A 19,129-nucleotide genomic window follows, 5' to 3' on the forward strand; every position below is an offset into this window, starting at 1 on the left:
CCACTGCTGGTTTTATTTTTTATATAATCTAATTTTGAGTATAAATTAATAACGTAGATTAATATCATACTCCATTCTTTTAGCAGTTGCTTCCGCAATGTCGATACCTAATAAATTTTTCACAATATGGAACGACATATTAATACCCGCTGAAATTCCTCCAGAGGTAATAATATGACCTTCATCAACAAACTTTACATTCTCTAATACTTCTACATTCGGAAACTCAGCTCTAAAACTTTCAATACTTGCCCAATGTGTCGTTGCTTTTCGCTGATCAAGTAAACCAGCTTTCGCAAGGAGTAATGCCCCTGTACATACAGAAGCCATTAATTTTACTTCTTTCATTTGCTTACGAATCCAGTTTATAATCACCTCATTTTTCATTTCATATTCCCTAGCGCCTAATCCACCTGGAATGATTAAAATATCAACCGGTGGTAGTTCTTTAATACTAAAATCTGGTTGTACTTTTAATCCATTTCTCGCTGTAATCATATTTTCATCTTGGCTGACAGTATGGACAGTAAACGGATGGTTTTCATTTATAGTTGTAACTGAAAAAACTTCAAACGGCCCCGCGAAATCCAATACTTCTACTTCATTGAACAATAAAATTCCCACGTTCCAGTGGTTTACCATATGATCACTTCCCTTTATAGATATGTATTTTCTAATTCCCTTTTACTTAAAGTGATTTCATCTTATTATCTAACTATAAAGTAATTCTATTAAATATGAAAAATCCCTTTTCAATCTAACGAAGTTTACATAACATTATTATCACTTTCATTTTTATCTCATTCTTATTATTTTATTTAAAAACTAATTTTTCCTAATAAAAAAAACATCTCATTTTTACAATGGGATGTTTTTAGGGTTATATTTTTTATTTTCATTTTTGCAAATATTTTTATAAGGAAATTCAAGAATCTTGTGTGACCTAGCAAATTCGTTACTAATTTTTTATTTTAAATATCTTTTTTATAAACACAAAAACAACCATTAATACAAAAATGATTTGTTCTTGTATTTTAATTTTCTCTTTTTTTCAAATGAGATACAAAAATCATTTTTATATTTCATTTGAAAAATAATCAGTTTTTGCTTATATATTAAAACTGATTTTCACATTAACCGATAACAATTTTGTTTTCTTCCCTTCCCGGTCTCTTTTAGTACATATGATTTTACTACAAGTTCCGTTAACGAATCCGTTAATGTTTTATATGATAAATTTGATAATGCTAGCAAATCATTTGTATACAAAATTCTATGTTTTTCTAATAATAATAATACCAATCGTTCAGATGGCTTTAGTGTTTCATCACTTTCTAGTATGAAATCTACATCTTTCATATATATCCATTCCTTATATAAAAATTTATATTACTAATTATCCATTATTAATACGAAAATATTATATAATAAATATGTCATTATATCAAAATAACATGCCTAATTTTATATATAACTGAACAATACAAACAAGCACTTCCTTAATTGGAAGTGCTCTTCTTCTAAATAATTAACTACTCGCGAATTTCTATTTTACAATTGGTAATATGACTTCACTTAATTTTACTGTAAGTTTCGTTCCCGATTTTGGACGAATCGTATAATCGTAATCACTCGCAATTAATACTACTCCTATTTTGTGCCCCGCTTGGAATACATAATCATCTGGCTGCATGTCCCATGTAAACGTATAATCTTTTCCTGGTGTGATTGTTGTTGATTGTTCGTTTCCGTTCAAGTTTTGCGGGTCCATCCATCCTCTCGTTACAATTTCTGGTTTTACTCCGCCATAATCAACAAGTAACGCCGTTAAATTGGATACCGGTCGATCAATATTCCCTTTGAATGAAATTTTTGGCGTACCACTTATTCGCATTTCTTTTTCTAATGTAGGCATCATATATACTAAGCGGTTTGGCACTTCTAAATTAGGATTTTCTATCAATTGATTTGATTTAATTTTCGCATCATCTAGTAGTGACGTCACTTGTTGCACTGCCCCCATTCTCAGTGGTAAATCTACTGCTTTACTACTGAGAAGCATACGTATTTTAGATGGAGCTGCTTCAGGGTCTGGCCAATTTTTTAATTTTTGCCACGTTTTATTTTCTCGTTGTACATCTACCATTGGTTCATTCATAATTCCGTTTTCAATACCATATAACCAATAATCAAACCATTTGTTTTGTGTTTGCTGCCAATTGTTACTAGATGTTCCACCATGTCCTCCTTGATGTAACCACATTTTTCTTGGGATATTATTTTCCCCAAGAGCTTCCCACCATTGTGAAAATTGTTTTGTCTTTACATTCCAATCGTTTAAACCATGTACAACAAATACACTTGCCTTCACATTTCCAGCATCCTTTACGTAGTTACGCTTATCCCAGAAATCATTATAATCTCCTGTTTTTCGATCTTGACCATCGGTAAGTTCCTTAATGATTTTCTTACAAACTTCAGGATTTTCTCTTGTTAATACTGCTTCAGCCATGTTGTCTGTATCTTCCCCTTGATAACCACCTGGTGCAATAATAGCTCCGTTTGCCCGGTAGTAATCATACCAACTACTGATTGCCGCAATTGGGATAATTGTTTTTAATCCGTCAATCCCTGTCGTTGCGACGGCATTTGGCAAAGTTCCATTATATGAAACACCTGTCATCCCTACATTTCCAGTAGACCACTCAGCTTGTACCTCTTGCCCCTTTTCTGTATATGCTTTCGCTCGCCCATTCACCCAATCAATGACGGATTTGGTACCAAGAATTTCTTGCTCATCTCCAGTGGTTGGGCATCCATCTGATTTTCCGGTACCAATGCTTTCACCTAGAATAACCGCATACCCCCGAGGAACATAATAATTCCCGTATGAACCAAGATTAACTGGTTCTGCATAAGGTTTGCCACCAATAGCATGTAATTCTTCGTCTACATTATAGACCGGTACATCTTTCAGACCAGCTCGGTATGGACTCATTTCATAAATAACTGGAATTTTTACACCAGGTTCTGTTTTTGGACGCATGACCTTTATCGATACACGATCTTTCTTACCATCTCGATCACTATCAACCTCTGTTTCTACGAATAAATTCTCCACAATTGCTTCATCAAGCGAATAAATTGGTGTTGTCATTCCATTTTCTAACTTAATCTTTGTCGATTGAGCTAACGTTTCTAACACTTTGCCATTTAGCGGTAAAGTGTTAGAAAATTCCATTGAACTTTCTTCATTTTTTTCTGCATGTACTGTATTACTAGAGATTCCTGCTGTAAGTGTTAAAGAAAACACCGCTGAAAGTGCAACTGCTAGTTTCTTTTTCTTCAAATCCCTTCCCCCTTTTTCTATTATTTCTCCCACTATATAATAAAATAACAGAAAATTCAGTTTTGATAAAGCGATAAGAATTTGAGAAATTTGTAGAATATTACCCCTTCTTATATGATTTATAAGACCGCTCTAATCCTTCATTATATTTCGTATTATTATCTGTCCAATCTCCCCCTAAATTCCCAGGCCATCCCGATGTATTTGCGACATATTTAAGCAAATCCCAATTTGTTAACCCTTTTTTCACACCTTTTTTATATGAATTTACCATATTTGAAATCGCTATAGTTGCATTCATTTTTGCATCTTTTAAATTTTCTTCGGATAGTTGTGCAGGTGCTAATCCACCGCGGTGTAATTGAAATAATCCAAAAGATGTACCTTTGTCACCTACTGCTTTTCCATTAAATTTTGTTTCATGATCGGCAATTGTAAGTGGTATCCATTCTGGAATGCCATATTGCTTCGAGACTTCACGAATTACCAATTTATTATTTTCAATTTCCTTTTGTTTTTCATACTTTACATACGCTGCATAACACAAAAATGTCAAAGTACAAATGATTGTTATATATTTTAATAGTTGTTTCATAAGTTCGTCTCCTATATCTTTTATATTTCCTCTTACATGCCTATACTATAAAATGTTTGTGTGACATCTATTTGACAGAATGGGATTTTTAAAAATAAAAAGCTCTCACATATTAGAAATAACTAATTTGTGAGAGCTTTTACTCTTTTTATTGTCGTTTTGAAACAAAGATGCATCGTTTACCCCGCTATTCGCGGGCAGTAATACTCCCACCTCAAAATTCGGCGGAAGCAAAGAAGTTAGATGGGAGATAAACTGCCCGTAAAAGCCCGATTGGTGAAGGCTAATAATCAGTGGGCCCCACTGATTAAAGTTTCACTTTATCGACATATACAACGTTAATGACTCTTTTGTGCTAACGAGGGCTTTAATTGAACAATCCAATCTTAAAAAGTCGGTCCCTTAGCGTACAAAATTTCTGAAATGTTGGCGGTACACCATTGTCACTTAATATCAGTAGCAGAAAATCGAGATCCACATAACAGAAAAAAGAGGATTTACGCCCCTATATTGGACATAGTATCCTCTTCAAATTATAGTATGTTTAACTTTCGTAAGTTCTTTTCTATATACATATAAAATTGTATTTCATCTTTTATAATGGAGACACCATATTCAAATCCATGTCTTTCTAAGATGCTCTTCACAATCGCTAACCCTAATCCAGTTCCTGATATTTCTTTATTACGTGAAGCTTCTAATACATAAAATGGTTCCCAAATTATAGTATGTTTAACTTTCGTCAGCTCTTTTCCATATACACATAAAATTGTATTTCATCTTTTATAATGGAGACACCATATTCAAATCCATGTCTTTCTAAGATGCTTTTCACAATCGCTAATCCTAATCCAGTTCCTGATATTTCTTTATTACGTGAAGCTTCTAATACATAAAATGCTTCCCAAATTTTTCCAATATCTTTACTTGCTTCAGAATCAATTCCATTTTGGATACTAAAATACACACGATCATTTCTTTCTTCCAACACAATCTTGATATTTTGATTTGCTGTATATTTGATTGCATTTGAAATTAAATTATTAAATACCATTTTCATTTTATCCAAATCTACATAAATACTAGCATCTCTCGCGCGGCAATCCATTTGCAAATGTATACCTTTTGCGTGGAATTCAATTTCATGTTTATCAATTACACTTTGGATAAGGGGTTCTATCTGCATTTCTTCTTTTTGTAACAGATCTCTTTCTAATTTTGAAAAACGTAACAACTCTTCTATTAAATTTGTGATTTGATCTGTTTGTTTAATAATTGTATCTAAATATGTCCCGTCATCAAGACCATCTTTGATTCCCATAGAGTATGCCTTTACTAAAGCGATAGGTGTTTTTAACTCATGAGTAATATCCCCCATAAATCGCTTTAAATGTTCATTTCTATTCGTTAAATCTTGATGAGCTTCATATAATTTATCACTCATAATATTAATGCTGTTAGCTAATTCACCAATTTCATCATTTGTTTTTACATTTGTTCTCTTAAAATCAAGATGGGAAATATCTTCTGCAACATCGCTTAATTCTTTTAACGGTGTCGTAATCGTTTTTGATAATATCCAAACAAGTACAATGACAAGAAATATTGAAAAACCAAAAATATATATATTAAATGTATTAAGTGTCTCAATAAGTTCATTCGAGTGAGCAATAGATACCCCTACTAAAATTAACATATCATTTTTTGCAATAAATTTTGAAAAAAAGCTCGCTTTTAACTTCTCTTGATCATATAATTCGTTCGCCTGTCCAGAGCTCTTCACTTTCATTATTTTTTCTTTTGTAATCCAAAACTTATTTAATGTTACTTTCTTTTTTATAAGTTGCGAACGCAACAACTCATTAATTTCACCTTCTGAATTATTGAGTGAGGTATAAACAATAGTTACGTTATTTTTATTCTCAATTCGATTCATAACATCCATTAATTCTTCATTAGACGCAGATTGTATTTCACTTGTAATTTCATTTAAATTTTCTCGCGTTTTATATATGTTGTATTTTGGTAAAAAATAATTCATCAACAATAATGAAATAGTGAATATAAGAACGATCGTTAACGATATACTAACAAAAAGTTTTTTACCAAGCTTATTCACGTTTATCCTCCAGACTGTAACCTAAACCACGATGCGTTTTAATAACATTCTCACCAATTTTTTTCCGCAACCTTCTAACATGTGTGTCAACTGTCCGCTCATCTCCGAAATAATCAAAGCCCCATACAATATCTAATAACTTTTTACGTGTTAAAATTGTACCTTTATGATTTAAAAAGCATTTAATTAATTCTAACTCTGTTTTCGTAATTTCTAATTCTTTATCACTTTTATATACTTTACTCTTTATCAAATCTATTTTAAGATCTTGAACCTGTATCACGTCATCTTGACCCAGTAGCTTTTTAGCTCGTGTAATTAAAATACCTGGATGAAATGGCTTTTTCACATATTCATCTGCCCCACTTTGCAAAGCTGCAAGCTCGTCTTCATTTTCACTTTTAGCAGTAAGCATCAATACTTTCACACTTGAGTTCTTTTTTATTTCCTGACATACACTCAGTCCATTACTTTTTGGCATCATCCAGTCTAAAATAGCTAAATCTATTTTTTCTTCATAAAACAATTGAAGTGCTTCCTCTCCATCCTTTGCTAAAAAGACTTGGAATCCTTCTTTTTCAAAATAGGCTTTTAAAATTTTAAGCATATCCTGCTCATCATCTGCGATTAAAACTTTCATTCATTCGTTCCTTCCTTCATTAACTATCTATATAAATTGTTATCCTTATCATATCAAAGTAAAACGAGAAATTCATTTTCCTTTGATATGATACAACTTTTTTGTTACATGAATGTGACAGAAAAATATTTACGGGGTTTGAGGGTATAGTAAGTATGAGGTGTTGTCGTATGTTAAAAAAAATAGGCTTTATTTTTCTATTTTCATTTTTATTAACAACCAATATTTTCGCAGAAACAAATAAACAAATTGAAGTGTTTGATTGTCAGAAGGAAATGGTCGTACAAAAACAATCTCTAAACGCAGAAATTCAAAAAGAAGCGATACAATACGCAAAATCAATTACTGGAGCATTTAAAAATCTAAATGTGGTCCCTAAAACTGGTCATATGGTAAAAATCCCTTTATCTAAACCGGTTACCATCACAAATCAATGGATACACTCAACGATAGATGAAGTGCTCGTACTGCTTCCTCTTAACGAAAAACCATATATCATGATTTACGATGATGAAAACAATCCACACTTTTATTATGTCAAAGGTCATCCGGAACATTTATTGGAGCATTTAAAAGTTAAATCATAATTACTTATATAACGAAAAAGATCCCATAAAATATCGTCTATGGAATCTTTTTCGTTATAACTTTAAATCAAGATGCTTTAATTTTTATTTTCATTTAAAAAACGAATGTTCCTTTCGAAATCGTAAAAAAAGACTTCCCTATATAAAGAAAGCCTTTCTTTTAAAGGACATTAAACTATTGTTTCACCTATCATATTCTTAATCATTTCAATAATAATCTTTGAAGATTGATTCGCTGCAATTTTTGCAAAGCTTTCATAAGACATAGTTGCTTCATCATCCGCAGTGTCAGAAATACATCGAATAACAAGAAATGGTACATCATTTATATACGCAACATGACCAATTGCCGCGCCTTCCATTTCAACGCAGTGCGGCGTATATTCAGCAATTAATTTCTCTTTGAGCTTCGCATCTTCAACAAAGCATTCCCCACTGACAATTCTTCCTTCATAAATGTTTGCTTCTAGCCCACTCGTATTACATGATTTTAATGCAAGCTCTCTTAATTCTTTGTTTGCACTGAAGGTTGCTTGAAATGGAAATAAGTTCTTCATTTTTCCTTTATCTACATCATGATGTGTAACGTTCGTAGAAATGACCAAATCACCAACTTTAACATTCGGATGTAAACCACCTGCGACACCTGTATTAATAATACAATCTACTTCGAATTTATTTATTAAAATTTGTGTACATGCGGCTGCATTGACCTTTCCAACCCCACATCGAGTAAAAATAATCTCTTTATCCATGAAAACGCCTCGATAAAAAGGCATTTTGGCAATCATAAATTCTTCATGAATCTCTAGTTTTTCTAAAAGTAAGTCTATTTCAATTTGCATAGCTCCAATAATACCGATTTTTTTCATTTGTCTTTTGCCTCTTCTCTTTATATACAAGTTTTTCAAAAGAATTAATGAGTTATTTTTCGAACCCTCTCCGTCATAACTGATACTAAAAATTTTGGAAGTATCAACTGTCTTTTTATTCTTTTTGGTTGTGTTACCAATCTATATAACCATTCTATACCAGTATCCCTCATTAGTTTTGGAGCCCTTTTTACCGTGCCGGATAAAATATCAATCATTCCTCCAATACCAATGGATAAAGGTACATTTAATTTTTGAAGATTTTCATAGATAAATAGCTCCTGCTTAGGAGATCCTAAGCCTACTAAAAGTAAATGTGGCTCGAATTGTTGTATTTGATCTTTAACTGATTCTAATTGCTCATCATTTACAAAACCATGTTTCCCTTGGAAAGTCGCATGTGGAAAACGTATTTTTAAATTTTCTAACGCTTTCTCATTACTTTCTGATGCAGCTCCAAAAAGAAATACTCGGTATCCCTTTTCATTACAATATGTTATTAAATCATGAGTTAAATCTGCACCTGTAACACGTTCTTTCAATTTTCCTTTTAAAATTTTAGAACCGATTATAACACCTATTCCATCCGCTGTTATTAAGTCAGCGGATAGCAAAATATTTTTAAAACGTACAAATTCAGCAGATGTCTGTTTAGCAGACATCACAATTTCAGGATTCGCCATAACGATAAACCTTGGCTTATTTCTCTTTTCAGACAACCAATCTTTTAATAATCCGATTACCTCGTTATATTCTAAACTGCAAAATGGTATGCCCTTTATATACTGCTGTTCCATGTCTTGAATACACTTCCCCTTTGTGTTCTTTTGTAATAAATGACTTAAACTTCCTCTTTTACAAGCTGTAAATACTCATCAACGTCCTTATTTATTTGAAACAATGCTTTCTCCCAAAACTCATTATCAGCCAGATCAATTTGAAAGTATTGTTTCACTAACCCTTCGACTGGGCGCTTTCCAGTTTCACGCAAGAAATTCTTGTATTTGGAATGAAAGTCACTACGATCTTGCTTTGCAATTTCTAATAGTCCTAAACTTAGAAGATAACCAAATGTATATGGATAATTATAAAAAGGAACATTCGCTGTATAAAACTGGCCGTACTTTATCCAAACAAAAGGTTGATATTCTGTTAGACTATTACCATAAGCTGATTCTTGTGAACGTATAGATATTCTCTCTATTTCATCCGCACTTAAAGGTCCTTTTTGAATTTCTTCATAGAATGTTTGTTCAAATTGGCATGATGCCCGAATTGCCATTACATAATTAAAGCTATTTCTGATTTTCCAGCTAAGTAATGATTTTTTTAAGTCATCATGTTCTGCTACTGTAATCAAATAATCTACAAGTACCATTTCAAAGAAAATAGATGCTGATTCCGCCATACACATTGGAAGATAATCATCTAAAAAAGCAGTAGATTGCTCGTGATTCATTACATAAAAGTGCCATGCATGTCCTAATTCATGAGCTAATATTCTTACACTATCAATTGTTCCATCATATCGGAATGAAATTCTAGATTCTCCTTCACTAAAAAAAGGAGCGCAAAATCCACTAGGAGGCTTCGTATCCCTTGGTTCAGCATCAACCCATCCATTCGTAATGGCCTGCCATGTAAATTTTGCTAATTCTTCATCAATATCCTTTAAGGCATCATATATATTCTCTACCGCTACTGGAAAAGGAATATCAATCTGTTCATTTTGATTTGGCGTCATAAGTTCATGCCATGTAAATATCTCTTTACTGCCTTTATAAAATTTTAGCACACCCGTTAACTTTTCAAGATTCTGTTCAATTGTATTCCACATTGCAAACAATGCATTTTCAGAAATCCCATTTGTTTGAAGGGATTGTGACAATACTCCCTTTTCTTGTAACAGGTTACTTTTTAGATTACGCAATCTCCCCATTTGATTAAGTACGCTAGCAAATACGGTTTTCTCCTTTTCCAATGCATCTGTCAAAGAATGAAATACCGATAGTCTTTCATGATGGTTTTCACTATTCATCGCAAGGTAGTTTGCTTTTCCAAACGAAATCTTCTCTTCATTATTATGTATTTCTAATCTATTTCGTAATTGTATGTACATGTCTTCCCAAGCTTTTAATTCATTTTCTATAAAGTTGATACTTGAGTTTTCCGAGAAATTACTTTTTTCATTATTCGCCCCTTGTAGTAATAAACGAACTTCGGTTTTCAAAGTATTTATTTTTGTATGCGGTAAAGCAGCTGTAGATTCATCTGTGTGTTCAGTAGAAAGGCAGTAAAAGTAATACTCTGCCTTTTCAATACTTTGTATAATGTCTGAGAGTGTTGCTGGTTCTCTATTTTCTTTATATGTTTCTATTAATTGCTCAATTATCTCTATTTCTGTAGAAAACATGGGGTCTTTTGCTTCAGGGTATAGTTTTTCCAAATCCCATCGCGTTGGATGATGGATAATTTGATTCATTTTATATCCTCCTGTTTTTACAGATAGTTACAATAAACACATTTACTAACTAATTATATATAAATTATCTAACTTTTCAAACCTTTAAATATTCTAACTTTCACAGAGGTAATCTACTGAAAATCATTTGTTTTTTTCTATTACTCATTATATAGAATGAATTTGCCGCTTTTTATCTTTAATATACAGATAGATTAAGCATGTCAATCCAACTACTACTGGAATGACAATTAGTCCTCCAATAAAAGGGTATACCACAATACAACATGTAAATGCTGTTACAGAAAAAAACTTTCCTATCCTATTCTTTATCAGCTTGATTCCCGCTGCCGTACCCACTATATATGTCACAATGCCTAATGAATTAGGGATTAGTACTAATTTATCTATGCTTATGTGAAAAATAAAACTGATTAAAAGCCCGATTATTACAATGAACCCCACTATTATTAAAGTATTCGTCGGTGTATGACTTTTGTTGTTCAAATACCCGAGATAATTAGGTGCAAACCCTTCTTTTCCGAGAGAATAACCAAGTCGACTCATACTTGCTACAAATGCATTCGTTGTACCTAAACAAATCATGAAAGCTACTAATCCAATTAACCATAAGAATTGATCTCCCAATGCGTTTTGAATAACGAATACAAGTGCAGTACTATTATCGGACTCCAGAGAATATGATCTCGTCCCAATTACTGAAAAGGCAATTCCTATATATAAAAAACCAATAATAACAATAGCAGCTCCTGTAGAAAAAATGAGATTTCTTTTTCTTGGAGATTTAAATTCAGGCGCTAAACTCGAAATTGCTTCCCATCCAAAGAAAGACCAAAATATTTATAATGAAGCATGTAAAATAGATTGTATTTCATTTACTGAAACGTTCACATCTACATTTTTCATTTCAATAAAAGGTAATGAGCAAACAATTGTTATGAGTAAGATGAGAAAAGTTAATACACTTATACATACTTGAAACACTCCACTCATTTGTAATCCAAAGAAATTTGAACCAATCGCTATACTTAAGATAATAAGAGCTATCACATATGCAAAATAGAAAGGCAAATTCAGCACTTTAACAATATACATCCCGCCTGTTAAAGACACGATAATTTGGCCAACGCTTCCAGCAATAAAAAAGCACCATCCTATTATAGCCCCAATATTTTTTCCAAAAGCTTTTTCAGAGAAAGTTGCAATTCCGCCTGCACTTGGATACTCAATAGACAAAAAAGCAAAAGTAAACGCAAGCAGGATACTAAGCAAAATCATTATAAACCAAGAAATAATAGCGTTCGTCCCCGCTATACTCGCCGTTATACCTGGTAAAATGAGAATTCCCGACCCTAAAACTGCTCCAACATATAGAGCTGTCCCCTTTCGAATAGAAATCGTTTCTTTGAAATCATTAGACATTCCATGCACCTCCATTTATATTTAAATTATAGAAAGTTATTAATCTATTTTATATTCAAAAATGAACATAATTTATTTTCGAATTTTATATTATGCAGGTATTTCAGCAATTTATTTTCAATTTCGTAAAGGAGCCTACGTTATGGATGAGATTGATAAAAAGATAATTTTACTCTTACAAGAAGATGCCAGAATGACAATTAAAGAAATGACTGAACATTTACATCTTAGTCGTCCAAGTGTTAGCGAAAGACTCAAACGGTTACACGATGCGGGGATAATCGAAAAATATACAGCACGTATTTCTCCTGACGCAGTTGGCAAAGGAATTCAAGCGTTCTTAAGAATAGAAAATTTAAAAATCCCCTGTAAAAGATTTGAAGAGAAAATGTATCACGAACACAGAATACTTGAATGTCACCGGGTAACTGGTGAAAGTAGCTATTACTTAAAAATAGCCGTTCACTCAATGAAAGAGTTAGAAGAACTAATCGATATTGTGATTCCATTTGGTACAGTAAAAACATCTATGATACTCTCCTCACCAATCCCTTATAGACCAATTATTGTAGAATAAACATAAGAAAGGAGTGGTCCTTATGACCACTCCTTTCTACTTTAAATTTTTATCAAACTATGACTTTACTTGTTTATTTCCAAATGTCATTCACCCATTCAGGATGATCAATAAAAGGATTACGATTATGTTGATATTTTGTAAAAATAACTTCATTACGCTTTCGCTCAAAATCATCAACAGGGTCCTGTTCATTCCACTTTAATAAAACAGATAGTTTCCCCATATATGGATCTTTATTGTTATTCACTTTCTCATTAAGCTCTAAATCTATCTCACCATTATCTCCCTCATACCGAACAGCCATATAAAATAACATTCTAGCAATATCGCCTTTTACACTATCACGAGGTTCCCAAGAATCACTATCGTATTTACATTCTGTCGCTTCTGAATGATTCACACCGCCATTATCAAAATCTAAATTTCCACGCGAACTATTTACAGATACATCCGTAGCTCTTAAATGATGAAGGTCCGTTCCAGGTCCTGCAGCCGTTCCGAAATTACCGTGGGATTTTGCCCAAACATGCTCTCGGTTCCAATTATCAACCCCTGAACCATTCGTAGATTTCCCTTGCGAACGTCCTGTATATAAAAGAAGAACATTATTTTTATTATTTGGATCCTCATCCGTATCTCTTAGCGCTTCCCAAACTGCACTGTATGATATCTTTGTATGATTATCAATAATATTATGAAGTTCCTTTTTTAACTCTACACCAGTTTTTCCCTTCGCGTTATTATAATATGTATCATCATAGTTTGTTACAGTAACTTTTTGGGCGGAAGCCGTGTCTATTTTCGGAGACGAAGAAACGCCTTCTCCGTAGATAGTATCTGTAAATGCTAGAGACGAGCACCCTAAAATAAAAAATGAAGAAATAGTAACAATAGCAAGTTTTGTCTTTCGAAATGGCATACACACAAATCCTCTCTAAAATTATATTTTTATCAACAGATAATAATAAACATCTCTCATTAGCGGTTTATCCATGAATTGATATACCTTACAATTCTATATACACTCTCTAATAATAGAGACGTTTATTCAGCCTGTATAAATTTCCATGCTTTTGGTTGATCCGTTTTTTTTCCTAAAATGACCCAGCTTTTCCCTTGACCATTTTCTTGATAATTAACTGGATAGCCATCTGTATATAAGAAATATTCAGTTAGATTATTTGGATTTGGATACACTTTAAACTGTGCGGTATCTGTTTTTCTTTTTGCAAGATGTACCCAGTTTGTCATGTTAGAGTAATTTAGAAATACGTAATTATCATAGTTCGATTGTGTCATTTTCAACAACGCACTCTCTCCACGATGAAGGATCCCATTATTATCTTTATCAAATACAAACTGAACCGGTGTACCATGAACTTTATTATCATCCACTTGGTTAGACAATAATGCGTAGTCATTAGAAGCATATACTTCAAATGTTAAACCTCTATTTAGAAATTCACTTGGCACTACGAAGTACTTTTTACTTTCTTGTATTGCTGCTCCTTTAGAATCTTTCACTACAGTATTTCCAATATCTTCAGCAGCAGTTTTGCCAACATATGTTTTAAACCATAAATGAATAAATCCCGCTGTATTTCTTTGGGCTTTGTCTAAACTTCTCTGGACAGCTGGCATAACTTCTTGTTGCCAAAGAGCATTGTTTCCTTTATTATAATGAGATTTAATCTTGTCATTGGTAATATTCATGATTTCTGCTTTTGCGAGTCTCGCTGTTTCATGTATCCATTGTTTTGGATCATTAGAAGCTACTAAATTATACATTCCTGCTTCATCCGATACCTCAAACTGCGTTTGAATTGTCGTCACATAATTTTCAAAAGCGCTATGAAATTTTAAAGCACTCATATCGACAGCTGTAAAATTAGCGGCATGCATTGGTTGAGTCGCATCTGTAAAGTAGTGCGTTGCAACACCTAAATAATAAAAAGCCTGTTTCCGATCATCCTTCTTAAAATAATCACCTGCTAATTTAAAATATTTATCTCCTTGCGAGAGAGCAGTTGGTTGTTCTTCTCCTTTATAGTTCTTTTTCGTATCAGGATCGTAGAAGTGGGATTTCCACCCTCCTCTAATGAGTCCGTCAATTCCTATCGTACCTGTACCTCCATCGTTGAATTCATCAAGATAATCGGCATCATAAAGACCTCTTTCAAATAACTCTTTATATTCTGGTACATTCAAGAACTGTAATTCATTTGTTTGAACCGTCTTATCTTGATTACGAGCCATAATTTGAATTGCATTTCGTGCAATCCATAAGTGCGTACTTTCATTAGGATGGTGTGGATGCTCAGCGGACCACCTTTTTACGCGTTTGTGCTCTTGGCTCTCCTGTTTCATTACTTCTCCTATTCCACAAGCTTGTGCTTCTGTTGGGATTGTAACAGCGACAGAAGATATTGTTGTTACAAGAGCCAGTGTACATAATTTCTTTTTCATATTCATACTGTTCTCCTAAATTCATTTTGATCGATAACTTAAACGATTTTACTTTTAAGCAAAAATATTCTTCTACATTAAAAATGTAGTTTAATGATAACTTATATATTTCAATTTATTTATGCAATTATACATATTTAATTGATAGTGAAAGAGAGAAAACTATCTTTTAGTAAAATACTCCTTTTTGATATGCTCTATAAAGCAGAATTTATTTGAGAATAATAGTAAATATTTTCTTCAATTCTCTTGAATTTATATACTAACACTCTTTCTACAATTAAAGGGAACACTTTATTTACAAAACCTCATTTACTTATGGTACGGTTTCCTCAATAGGACCTAAGCATGTATTTGCTTTTGAACATAAGATATTCATCTCTATTTTAATACCATAAAAAAACGCACCCTTCAATTTTGCAAACTGAGCTATCACAAACAAAACATATTCATGATAAAAAAAGACCGCTCCTAAAGGCAGTTTTATTTTACACTTATACGCTTAAGCTTGTTGTGTAGATATATTAATCCCCCACCCTCAATGCCATCAATATCGTTTCATTATTCTCAACATTATTACAACAATTTCTCAACATTATTACAACAATTTCTCAACATTTTTCATGGACAACAGCACACTTTCTCAACGCTTTTAATATCTTAATATTAAATATCAAAGCGAGGTGCTGAAAATGACTTGGTTAATTATTTTAGGGTTCATACTTTTATTAAATGTAAGTAGTTTAAAGTCTCATAGTATTCATGTTATTTTCAAAATAAATTCAGATAAAAAAGCTACACCAAATTATTCTTTTGTAAATAAGATAAACTTTCAGTTATTAAAAGAATTACTAATACAGCGAAATATAAATAATCTCAAAGATATTACACTAGGAGAACTCTTTATTCCTTTAGATTTATTCAATAGATTATTAGGTAAAACGTTAATTTTTCTAATTTTATTTTTTTACTCACAGTATTTCAGCTAAACACGTTATAAGATAGTATTTATAAAACATTAATAACGAGAGTTATGAGAATGTTTAGGAACATTGTGAATCGTTAGCGACTAAATTTTATGAAGAAGATCAGCATTCTGAAGCAAGTAAATATTTCTATTTAGGTTTACACGCGAAAAAGAAATCTATTGATAAGGGGGCATTAAAATGAAAAAAGTACTTTTAGGCTTAATGGGAATCGTTACAATTTTAACATTAACAGTTAATGCAACAGATGTAACAAAGTCTCAACAAGCTAGCGGTATGACTCAAGGGCTTTCCGTAGGTGACGGTGGCGGTTGATTTGCATACGCAAAAAAGATAATTTCAAGTTGATTAAAAAGAAAAAGTCATACGAATGTGTATGACTTTCTTTGTGTTTATTGAAGATACGAATCTGTTACTTCAGTTTCTTATAATCACTTCTTTTTTATCCATCCGATGAATGGAAGAAGAACCATATCAACATAAATATAGTTTCTTCTCTAACAGTCCTTTTTCTCTGATACTTTATGCTGTACCCTATAAGAAAGATGATTAACTTGCTGAGAATAATCAAAACCTTTTTCAGCCTTTTGAGAAATCCATTTTGAAACGGGCCTTAGCAAACTATTTATACTGACAATAAGAATAGTTCCTGTTATAGCTATGATTAAATAGCCACTGCCCGCTAACGTTCCTACAGCAGCAGAGCACCATAAGGTTGCTGCAGTATCCAGACCTCGAACTGTTAATCCATCTTTCATTATTACTCCAGCACCTAAAAATCCAATCCCACTTACAATTTGAGAAGCAATTCTTGTAGGTGTATTATCGTACGGAGTAAGCACACTTAATAATACAAAAAGTGCAGCACCTACGGAAACAAGTATATTTGTACGTAATCCAGCTATACAGTTATGCCATTGTCGCTCTACTCCTATTATCGCTCCAACAAGTATTGCCACTAGTAACCTGAGTACAATGTCTAGTTCCATATTTTTATCTCCCTAATTTCCATTCTTCATTATCAGGATGTTCTAAATTGACTTGTTGTAATGGAATCACCTTTGTTTTTTTTATAATTTTATAGCTTAGCCACAATGCAAGAAATAGTGGTAATCCAATATAAGTAGCAAGTACTCCATACCAATCCACATGTGATCCTGTAAAGGCTGAATAATTCTGCCCTAGAATAATAATGGTACATGTTACAAAAGCCAAAATAGGACCGATAGGATACCATTTTGCTTGATATGGGAGCTTGTTAAGATCCTTTCCTTGATGTAGAAAAGCCTGGCGAAAACGATAGTGGCTTACAGCAATCCCTAACCATGCAATAAAGCCACAAAGTCCTGAAGCATTCAAAAGCCATATAAATGCTTGACCTTCTCCAAATAAAGAAACTGCAAACGCTATGATTGCTGCAGCTGTTGTCATAAATAATGCATGAATAGGAATACCCTGTTTATTCACCTTTTTTAAGCACTTTGGAGCTTTCCCTTCTTTTGCCATTACCCATAACATTCGAGTTGCGACATACATTCCAGAATTGCCTGCTGATAGAACGGATGCCAAGATAACTGCATTCATAATAGAAGCTGCAAACGCGAATCCAACTTTCTCAAATACTAAAGTGAAGGGGCTCATTGTAATATTGCTAATGTCATCGTTAACTAGATTTGGATCTGTGTAGGGAACTATGACTCCAATTACGCATATTGTAAGTATGTAAAACAAGAGAATTCTCCAAAATATTTGTCGCACGGCTTTAGGTATGTGCTTTTTTGGGTCTTTACTTTCTCCAGCTACGATTCCGACCATTTCTGTACCTTGAAAGGAAAACCCCGCAATCATAAACACACTAAGGATAGAAAGAAATCCTCCATGAAAAGGTGCGCCTCCAATTGTTAGGTTCTGAAACCCAATAGCATCACCTTTGAAAATCCCAAATATCGTGGCTATTCCTAACGTAATAAACACAATTATAGTAATAACTTTTACAAGTGAAAGCCAAAACTCCATTTCTCCATAATGTTTCACCGAAAGAATATTAACTCCAAACATAAACAATATGAATAACGCACTCCAAAGAATAGATGAATTGTATGGAAACCAATACTTCATAAGGATAGCTCCTGCTGAAATTTCTACTGCAAGGGTAATAGTCCAGCTAAACCAGTAATTCCAACCAATCGCAAACCCAAATGCAGGATCTACAAATTTAGAAGCATACGTACTAAAAGAACCTGATGTAGGCATATACGCTGCCATTTCTCCCAAGCTAGTCATCAACAGATAAACAATACAGCCCATCAACAAATAAGCTAAGATTGCTCCACCAGGCCCTGCTGTATGAATCGTATTTCCGCTCGCTATAAATAACCCAGTACCGATACTTCCACCTATAGAAATCATTGTTAAATGTCTCATCCCTAATTCTCTTCTTAGTTCAGAAGGCTGGGAGTTAGAAGAAAAAGAAAAAATCGAATTTGTAGGTTTTGTGGGTGTCTCTTTCAAGTGCCTCATCCTTTTTGAATTATTTTCCAGAAAAAGATTATAAAAAAAGACACCGAAGTTTACCCAGTGTTTTTAAAAATCACCATAGTATCCCCTCTCGAAACGCTTACGAGGTTAGCTGTCGGATTCGGGCCTTAAGAGTAGCCCTACCTTCAGTTAAGAAGGATTCACCCCAAGTGCAATCGCACAAAAGTTGGTTCCCCCGCTCCATATGGATTCAGCGAATAGTGATATGAATTTATGTACAATATCTTACTCCTATGCCATATTATTTGTAAACAAGAAAATTAACATTTTTGCAGGTTAAATTTTTCTCCAAGCACACTATATTTATAATGTGTGCTTGGAGAAATCACTAGTAAAAAACCCGATTATCCTTAATATACGGGAAATAATAAAAAAAACGGTATAACTTTTTTATAAACAGCTCAGCTTTATTTCAAATTAACAATTCGACAGATTGTGTAAGCTCTATGTCTCTATTAAATGATTTTTGCACCATAACAAAAAAGACATGAGT

The 19,129-nt window shown here is 33.0% G+C and carries 17 protein-coding genes, 3 pseudogenes and 1 riboswitch; of the genes and pseudogenes, 5 read left to right on the forward strand and 15 right to left on the reverse strand.

The genetic code is table 11. The features are described 5' to 3' along the window. Positions 1 to 45 precede the first annotated feature (45 nt). The 7 genes and pseudogenes from AZF08_RS10755 to AZF08_RS10780 form a co-directional block, all read right to left on the reverse strand. The gene (locus AZF08_RS10755; protein WP_033676129.1) at positions 46 to 642 is read right to left on the reverse strand and encodes a DJ-1/PfpI family protein; all 597 of its coding nucleotides are present in this window, start codon (positions 640 to 642) and stop codon (positions 46 to 48) included. 486 nt (positions 643 to 1,128) lie between these two features. Further along, a complete protein-coding gene (locus AZF08_RS10760) occupies positions 1,129 to 1,359 on the reverse strand; it encodes a hypothetical protein (RefSeq protein WP_033676126.1) in 231 nt (76 codons plus the stop codon). A 187-nt stretch (positions 1,360 to 1,546) separates the two neighbouring features. Further along, positions 1,547 to 3,349 carry a Xaa-Pro dipeptidyl-peptidase gene (locus AZF08_RS10765; RefSeq protein WP_033676124.1) on the reverse strand — a complete coding sequence of 601 codons (1,803 nt, stop codon included), beginning with the start codon at positions 3,347 to 3,349 and terminating at the stop codon, positions 1,547 to 1,549. 100 nt (positions 3,350 to 3,449) lie between these two features. After that, the gene (locus AZF08_RS10770; RefSeq protein WP_033676123.1) at positions 3,450 to 3,944 is read right to left on the reverse strand and encodes a transglycosylase SLT domain-containing protein; all 495 of its coding nucleotides are present in this window, start codon (positions 3,942 to 3,944) and stop codon (positions 3,450 to 3,452) included. A gap of 533 nt (positions 3,945 to 4,477) precedes the next feature. Next, positions 4,478 to 4,684, reverse strand: a pseudogene (locus AZF08_RS29820) (sensor histidine kinase); the annotation flags it as partial. Between the two features lie 2 nt (positions 4,685 to 4,686). Further along, the gene (locus AZF08_RS10775; protein WP_033676121.1) at positions 4,687 to 6,063 is read right to left on the reverse strand and encodes a sensor histidine kinase; all 1,377 of its coding nucleotides are present in this window, start codon (positions 6,061 to 6,063) and stop codon (positions 4,687 to 4,689) included. After that, positions 6,056 to 6,703: a response regulator transcription factor gene (locus AZF08_RS10780; RefSeq protein WP_033676119.1), complete on the reverse strand. Its 648-nt coding sequence runs from the start codon at positions 6,701 to 6,703 to the stop codon at positions 6,056 to 6,058. The genes AZF08_RS10775 and AZF08_RS10780 overlap by 8 nt, the downstream gene beginning before the upstream one ends. Positions 6,704 to 6,873: 170 nt before the next feature. Here AZF08_RS10780 and AZF08_RS10785 point away from each other — a divergent pair, with 170 nt between their 5' ends. After that, a complete protein-coding gene (locus AZF08_RS10785; RefSeq protein WP_033676118.1) occupies positions 6,874 to 7,290 on the forward strand; it encodes a hypothetical protein in 417 nt (138 codons plus the stop codon). 170 nt (positions 7,291 to 7,460) lie between these two features. On the opposite strand, the gene AZF08_RS10790 is transcribed toward AZF08_RS10785, so the two are convergent. From AZF08_RS10790 to AZF08_RS10805, 4 genes and pseudogenes are all read right to left on the reverse strand, one after another. Continuing rightward, positions 7,461 to 8,162, reverse strand: coding sequence for a 5'-methylthioadenosine/adenosylhomocysteine nucleosidase (locus AZF08_RS10790; RefSeq protein ID WP_033676116.1), 702 nt, complete (start codon positions 8,160 to 8,162; stop codon positions 7,461 to 7,463). A 44-nt stretch (positions 8,163 to 8,206) separates the two neighbouring features. Next, on the reverse strand, positions 8,207 to 8,959 hold the full coding sequence (locus AZF08_RS10795; RefSeq protein ID WP_033676115.1) for a WecB/TagA/CpsF family glycosyltransferase: 753 nt from the start codon (positions 8,957 to 8,959) through the stop codon (positions 8,207 to 8,209). Between the two features lie 44 nt (positions 8,960 to 9,003). Next, complete coding sequence (locus AZF08_RS10800) at positions 9,004 to 10,644, reverse strand: M3 family metallopeptidase (RefSeq protein WP_033676113.1); 1,641 nt, start codon at positions 10,642 to 10,644, stop codon at positions 9,004 to 9,006. A gap of 147 nt (positions 10,645 to 10,791) precedes the next feature. After that, a pseudogene (locus AZF08_RS10805) lies at positions 10,792 to 12,066 on the reverse strand (APC family permease). 142 nt (positions 12,067 to 12,208) lie between these two features. On the opposite strand from AZF08_RS10805, the gene AZF08_RS10810 reads away from it, so the two are divergent. Next, positions 12,209 to 12,643: an Lrp/AsnC family transcriptional regulator gene (locus AZF08_RS10810; RefSeq protein ID WP_033676111.1), complete on the forward strand. Its 435-nt coding sequence runs from the start codon at positions 12,209 to 12,211 to the stop codon at positions 12,641 to 12,643. 73 nt (positions 12,644 to 12,716) lie between these two features. Here the strand turns inward: AZF08_RS10810 and AZF08_RS10815 are convergent, their stop codons facing one another. Next, positions 12,717 to 13,565 (reverse strand): endonuclease I family protein, encoded by an 849-nt coding sequence (locus AZF08_RS10815; protein WP_033676110.1) that lies wholly within the window; start codon positions 13,563 to 13,565, stop codon positions 12,717 to 12,719. A gap of 125 nt (positions 13,566 to 13,690) precedes the next feature. Beyond that, entirely contained in the window at positions 13,691 to 15,112 is a 1,422-nt protein-coding gene (locus AZF08_RS10820; RefSeq protein WP_033676217.1) for a zinc dependent phospholipase C family protein, read from the reverse strand. A gap of 692 nt (positions 15,113 to 15,804) precedes the next feature. On the opposite strand from AZF08_RS10820, the gene AZF08_RS31225 reads away from it, so the two are divergent. The 3 genes and pseudogenes from AZF08_RS31225 to AZF08_RS31760 all read left to right on the forward strand — a co-directional run bounded on the left by AZF08_RS31225 (position 15,805) and on the right by AZF08_RS31760 (position 16,413). After that, positions 15,805 to 16,101: a hypothetical protein gene (locus AZF08_RS31225; RefSeq protein WP_033676108.1), complete on the forward strand. Its 297-nt coding sequence runs from the start codon at positions 15,805 to 15,807 to the stop codon at positions 16,099 to 16,101. A 58-nt stretch (positions 16,102 to 16,159) separates the two neighbouring features. Beyond that, a pseudogene (locus tag AZF08_RS31230) lies at positions 16,160 to 16,282 on the forward strand (tetratricopeptide repeat protein); the annotation flags it as partial. Next, positions 16,279 to 16,413: a hypothetical protein gene (locus AZF08_RS31760; protein ID WP_265182918.1), complete on the forward strand. Its 135-nt coding sequence runs from the start codon at positions 16,279 to 16,281 to the stop codon at positions 16,411 to 16,413. The pseudogene AZF08_RS31230 and the gene AZF08_RS31760, both read left to right, overlap by 4 nt. Positions 16,414 to 16,595: 182 nt before the next feature. On the opposite strand, the gene AZF08_RS10830 is transcribed toward AZF08_RS31760, so the two are convergent. Together AZF08_RS10830 and AZF08_RS10835 are read right to left on the reverse strand one after the other, a co-directional pair. Next, positions 16,596 to 17,087: an MgtC/SapB family protein gene (locus AZF08_RS10830; RefSeq protein ID WP_033676107.1), complete on the reverse strand. Its 492-nt coding sequence runs from the start codon at positions 17,085 to 17,087 to the stop codon at positions 16,596 to 16,598. A 4-nt stretch (positions 17,088 to 17,091) separates the two neighbouring features. Further along, positions 17,092 to 18,609 (reverse strand): amino acid permease, encoded by a 1,518-nt coding sequence (locus AZF08_RS10835; RefSeq protein ID WP_033676105.1) that lies wholly within the window; start codon positions 18,607 to 18,609, stop codon positions 17,092 to 17,094. A gap of 87 nt (positions 18,610 to 18,696) precedes the next feature. Then, a riboswitch (cyclic di-AMP (ydaO/yuaA leader) is annotated at positions 18,697 to 18,842 on the reverse strand. Positions 18,843 to 19,129 lie beyond the last annotated feature (287 nt).

The organism is Bacillus gaemokensis (genome assembly GCF_001590835.1).
GTDB lineage: Bacteria > Bacillota > Bacilli > Bacillales > Bacillaceae_G > Bacillus_A > Bacillus_A gaemokensis.

Excerpts from the sequence above, each read along its gene's own strand:
- AZF08_RS10755 (WP_033676129.1), bottom strand. The coding sequence starts at position 642 with ATGGTAAACCACTGGAACGTGGGAATTTTATTGTTCAATGAAGTAGAA.
- AZF08_RS10760 (WP_033676126.1), bottom strand. The coding sequence starts at position 1,359 with ATGAAAGATGTAGATTTCATACTAGAAAGTGATGAAACACTAAAGCCA.
- AZF08_RS10770 (WP_033676123.1), bottom strand. The coding sequence starts at position 3,944 with ATGAAACAACTATTAAAATATATAACAATCATTTGTACTTTGACATTT.
- AZF08_RS10780 (WP_033676119.1), bottom strand. The coding sequence starts at position 6,703 with ATGAAAGTTTTAATCGCAGATGATGAGCAGGATATGCTTAAAATTTTA.
- AZF08_RS10785 (WP_033676118.1), top strand. The coding sequence starts at position 6,874 with ATGTTAAAAAAAATAGGCTTTATTTTTCTATTTTCATTTTTATTAACA.
- AZF08_RS10790 (WP_033676116.1), bottom strand. The coding sequence starts at position 8,162 with ATGAAAAAAATCGGTATTATTGGAGCTATGCAAATTGAAATAGACTTA.
- AZF08_RS10795 (WP_033676115.1), bottom strand. The coding sequence starts at position 8,959 with ATGGAACAGCAGTATATAAAGGGCATACCATTTTGCAGTTTAGAATAT.
- AZF08_RS10800 (WP_033676113.1), bottom strand. The coding sequence starts at position 10,644 with ATGAATCAAATTATCCATCATCCAACGCGATGGGATTTGGAAAAACTA.
- AZF08_RS10810 (WP_033676111.1), top strand. The coding sequence starts at position 12,209 with ATGGATGAGATTGATAAAAAGATAATTTTACTCTTACAAGAAGATGCC.
- AZF08_RS10815 (WP_033676110.1), bottom strand. The coding sequence starts at position 13,565 with ATGCCATTTCGAAAGACAAAACTTGCTATTGTTACTATTTCTTCATTT.
- AZF08_RS10820 (WP_033676217.1), bottom strand. The coding sequence starts at position 15,112 with ATGAAAAAGAAATTATGTACACTGGCTCTTGTAACAACAATATCTTCT.
- AZF08_RS31225 (WP_033676108.1), top strand. The coding sequence starts at position 15,805 with ATGACTTGGTTAATTATTTTAGGGTTCATACTTTTATTAAATGTAAGT.
- AZF08_RS31760 (WP_265182918.1), top strand. The coding sequence starts at position 16,279 with ATGAAAAAAGTACTTTTAGGCTTAATGGGAATCGTTACAATTTTAACA.
- AZF08_RS10830 (WP_033676107.1), bottom strand. The coding sequence starts at position 17,087 with ATGGAACTAGACATTGTACTCAGGTTACTAGTGGCAATACTTGTTGGA.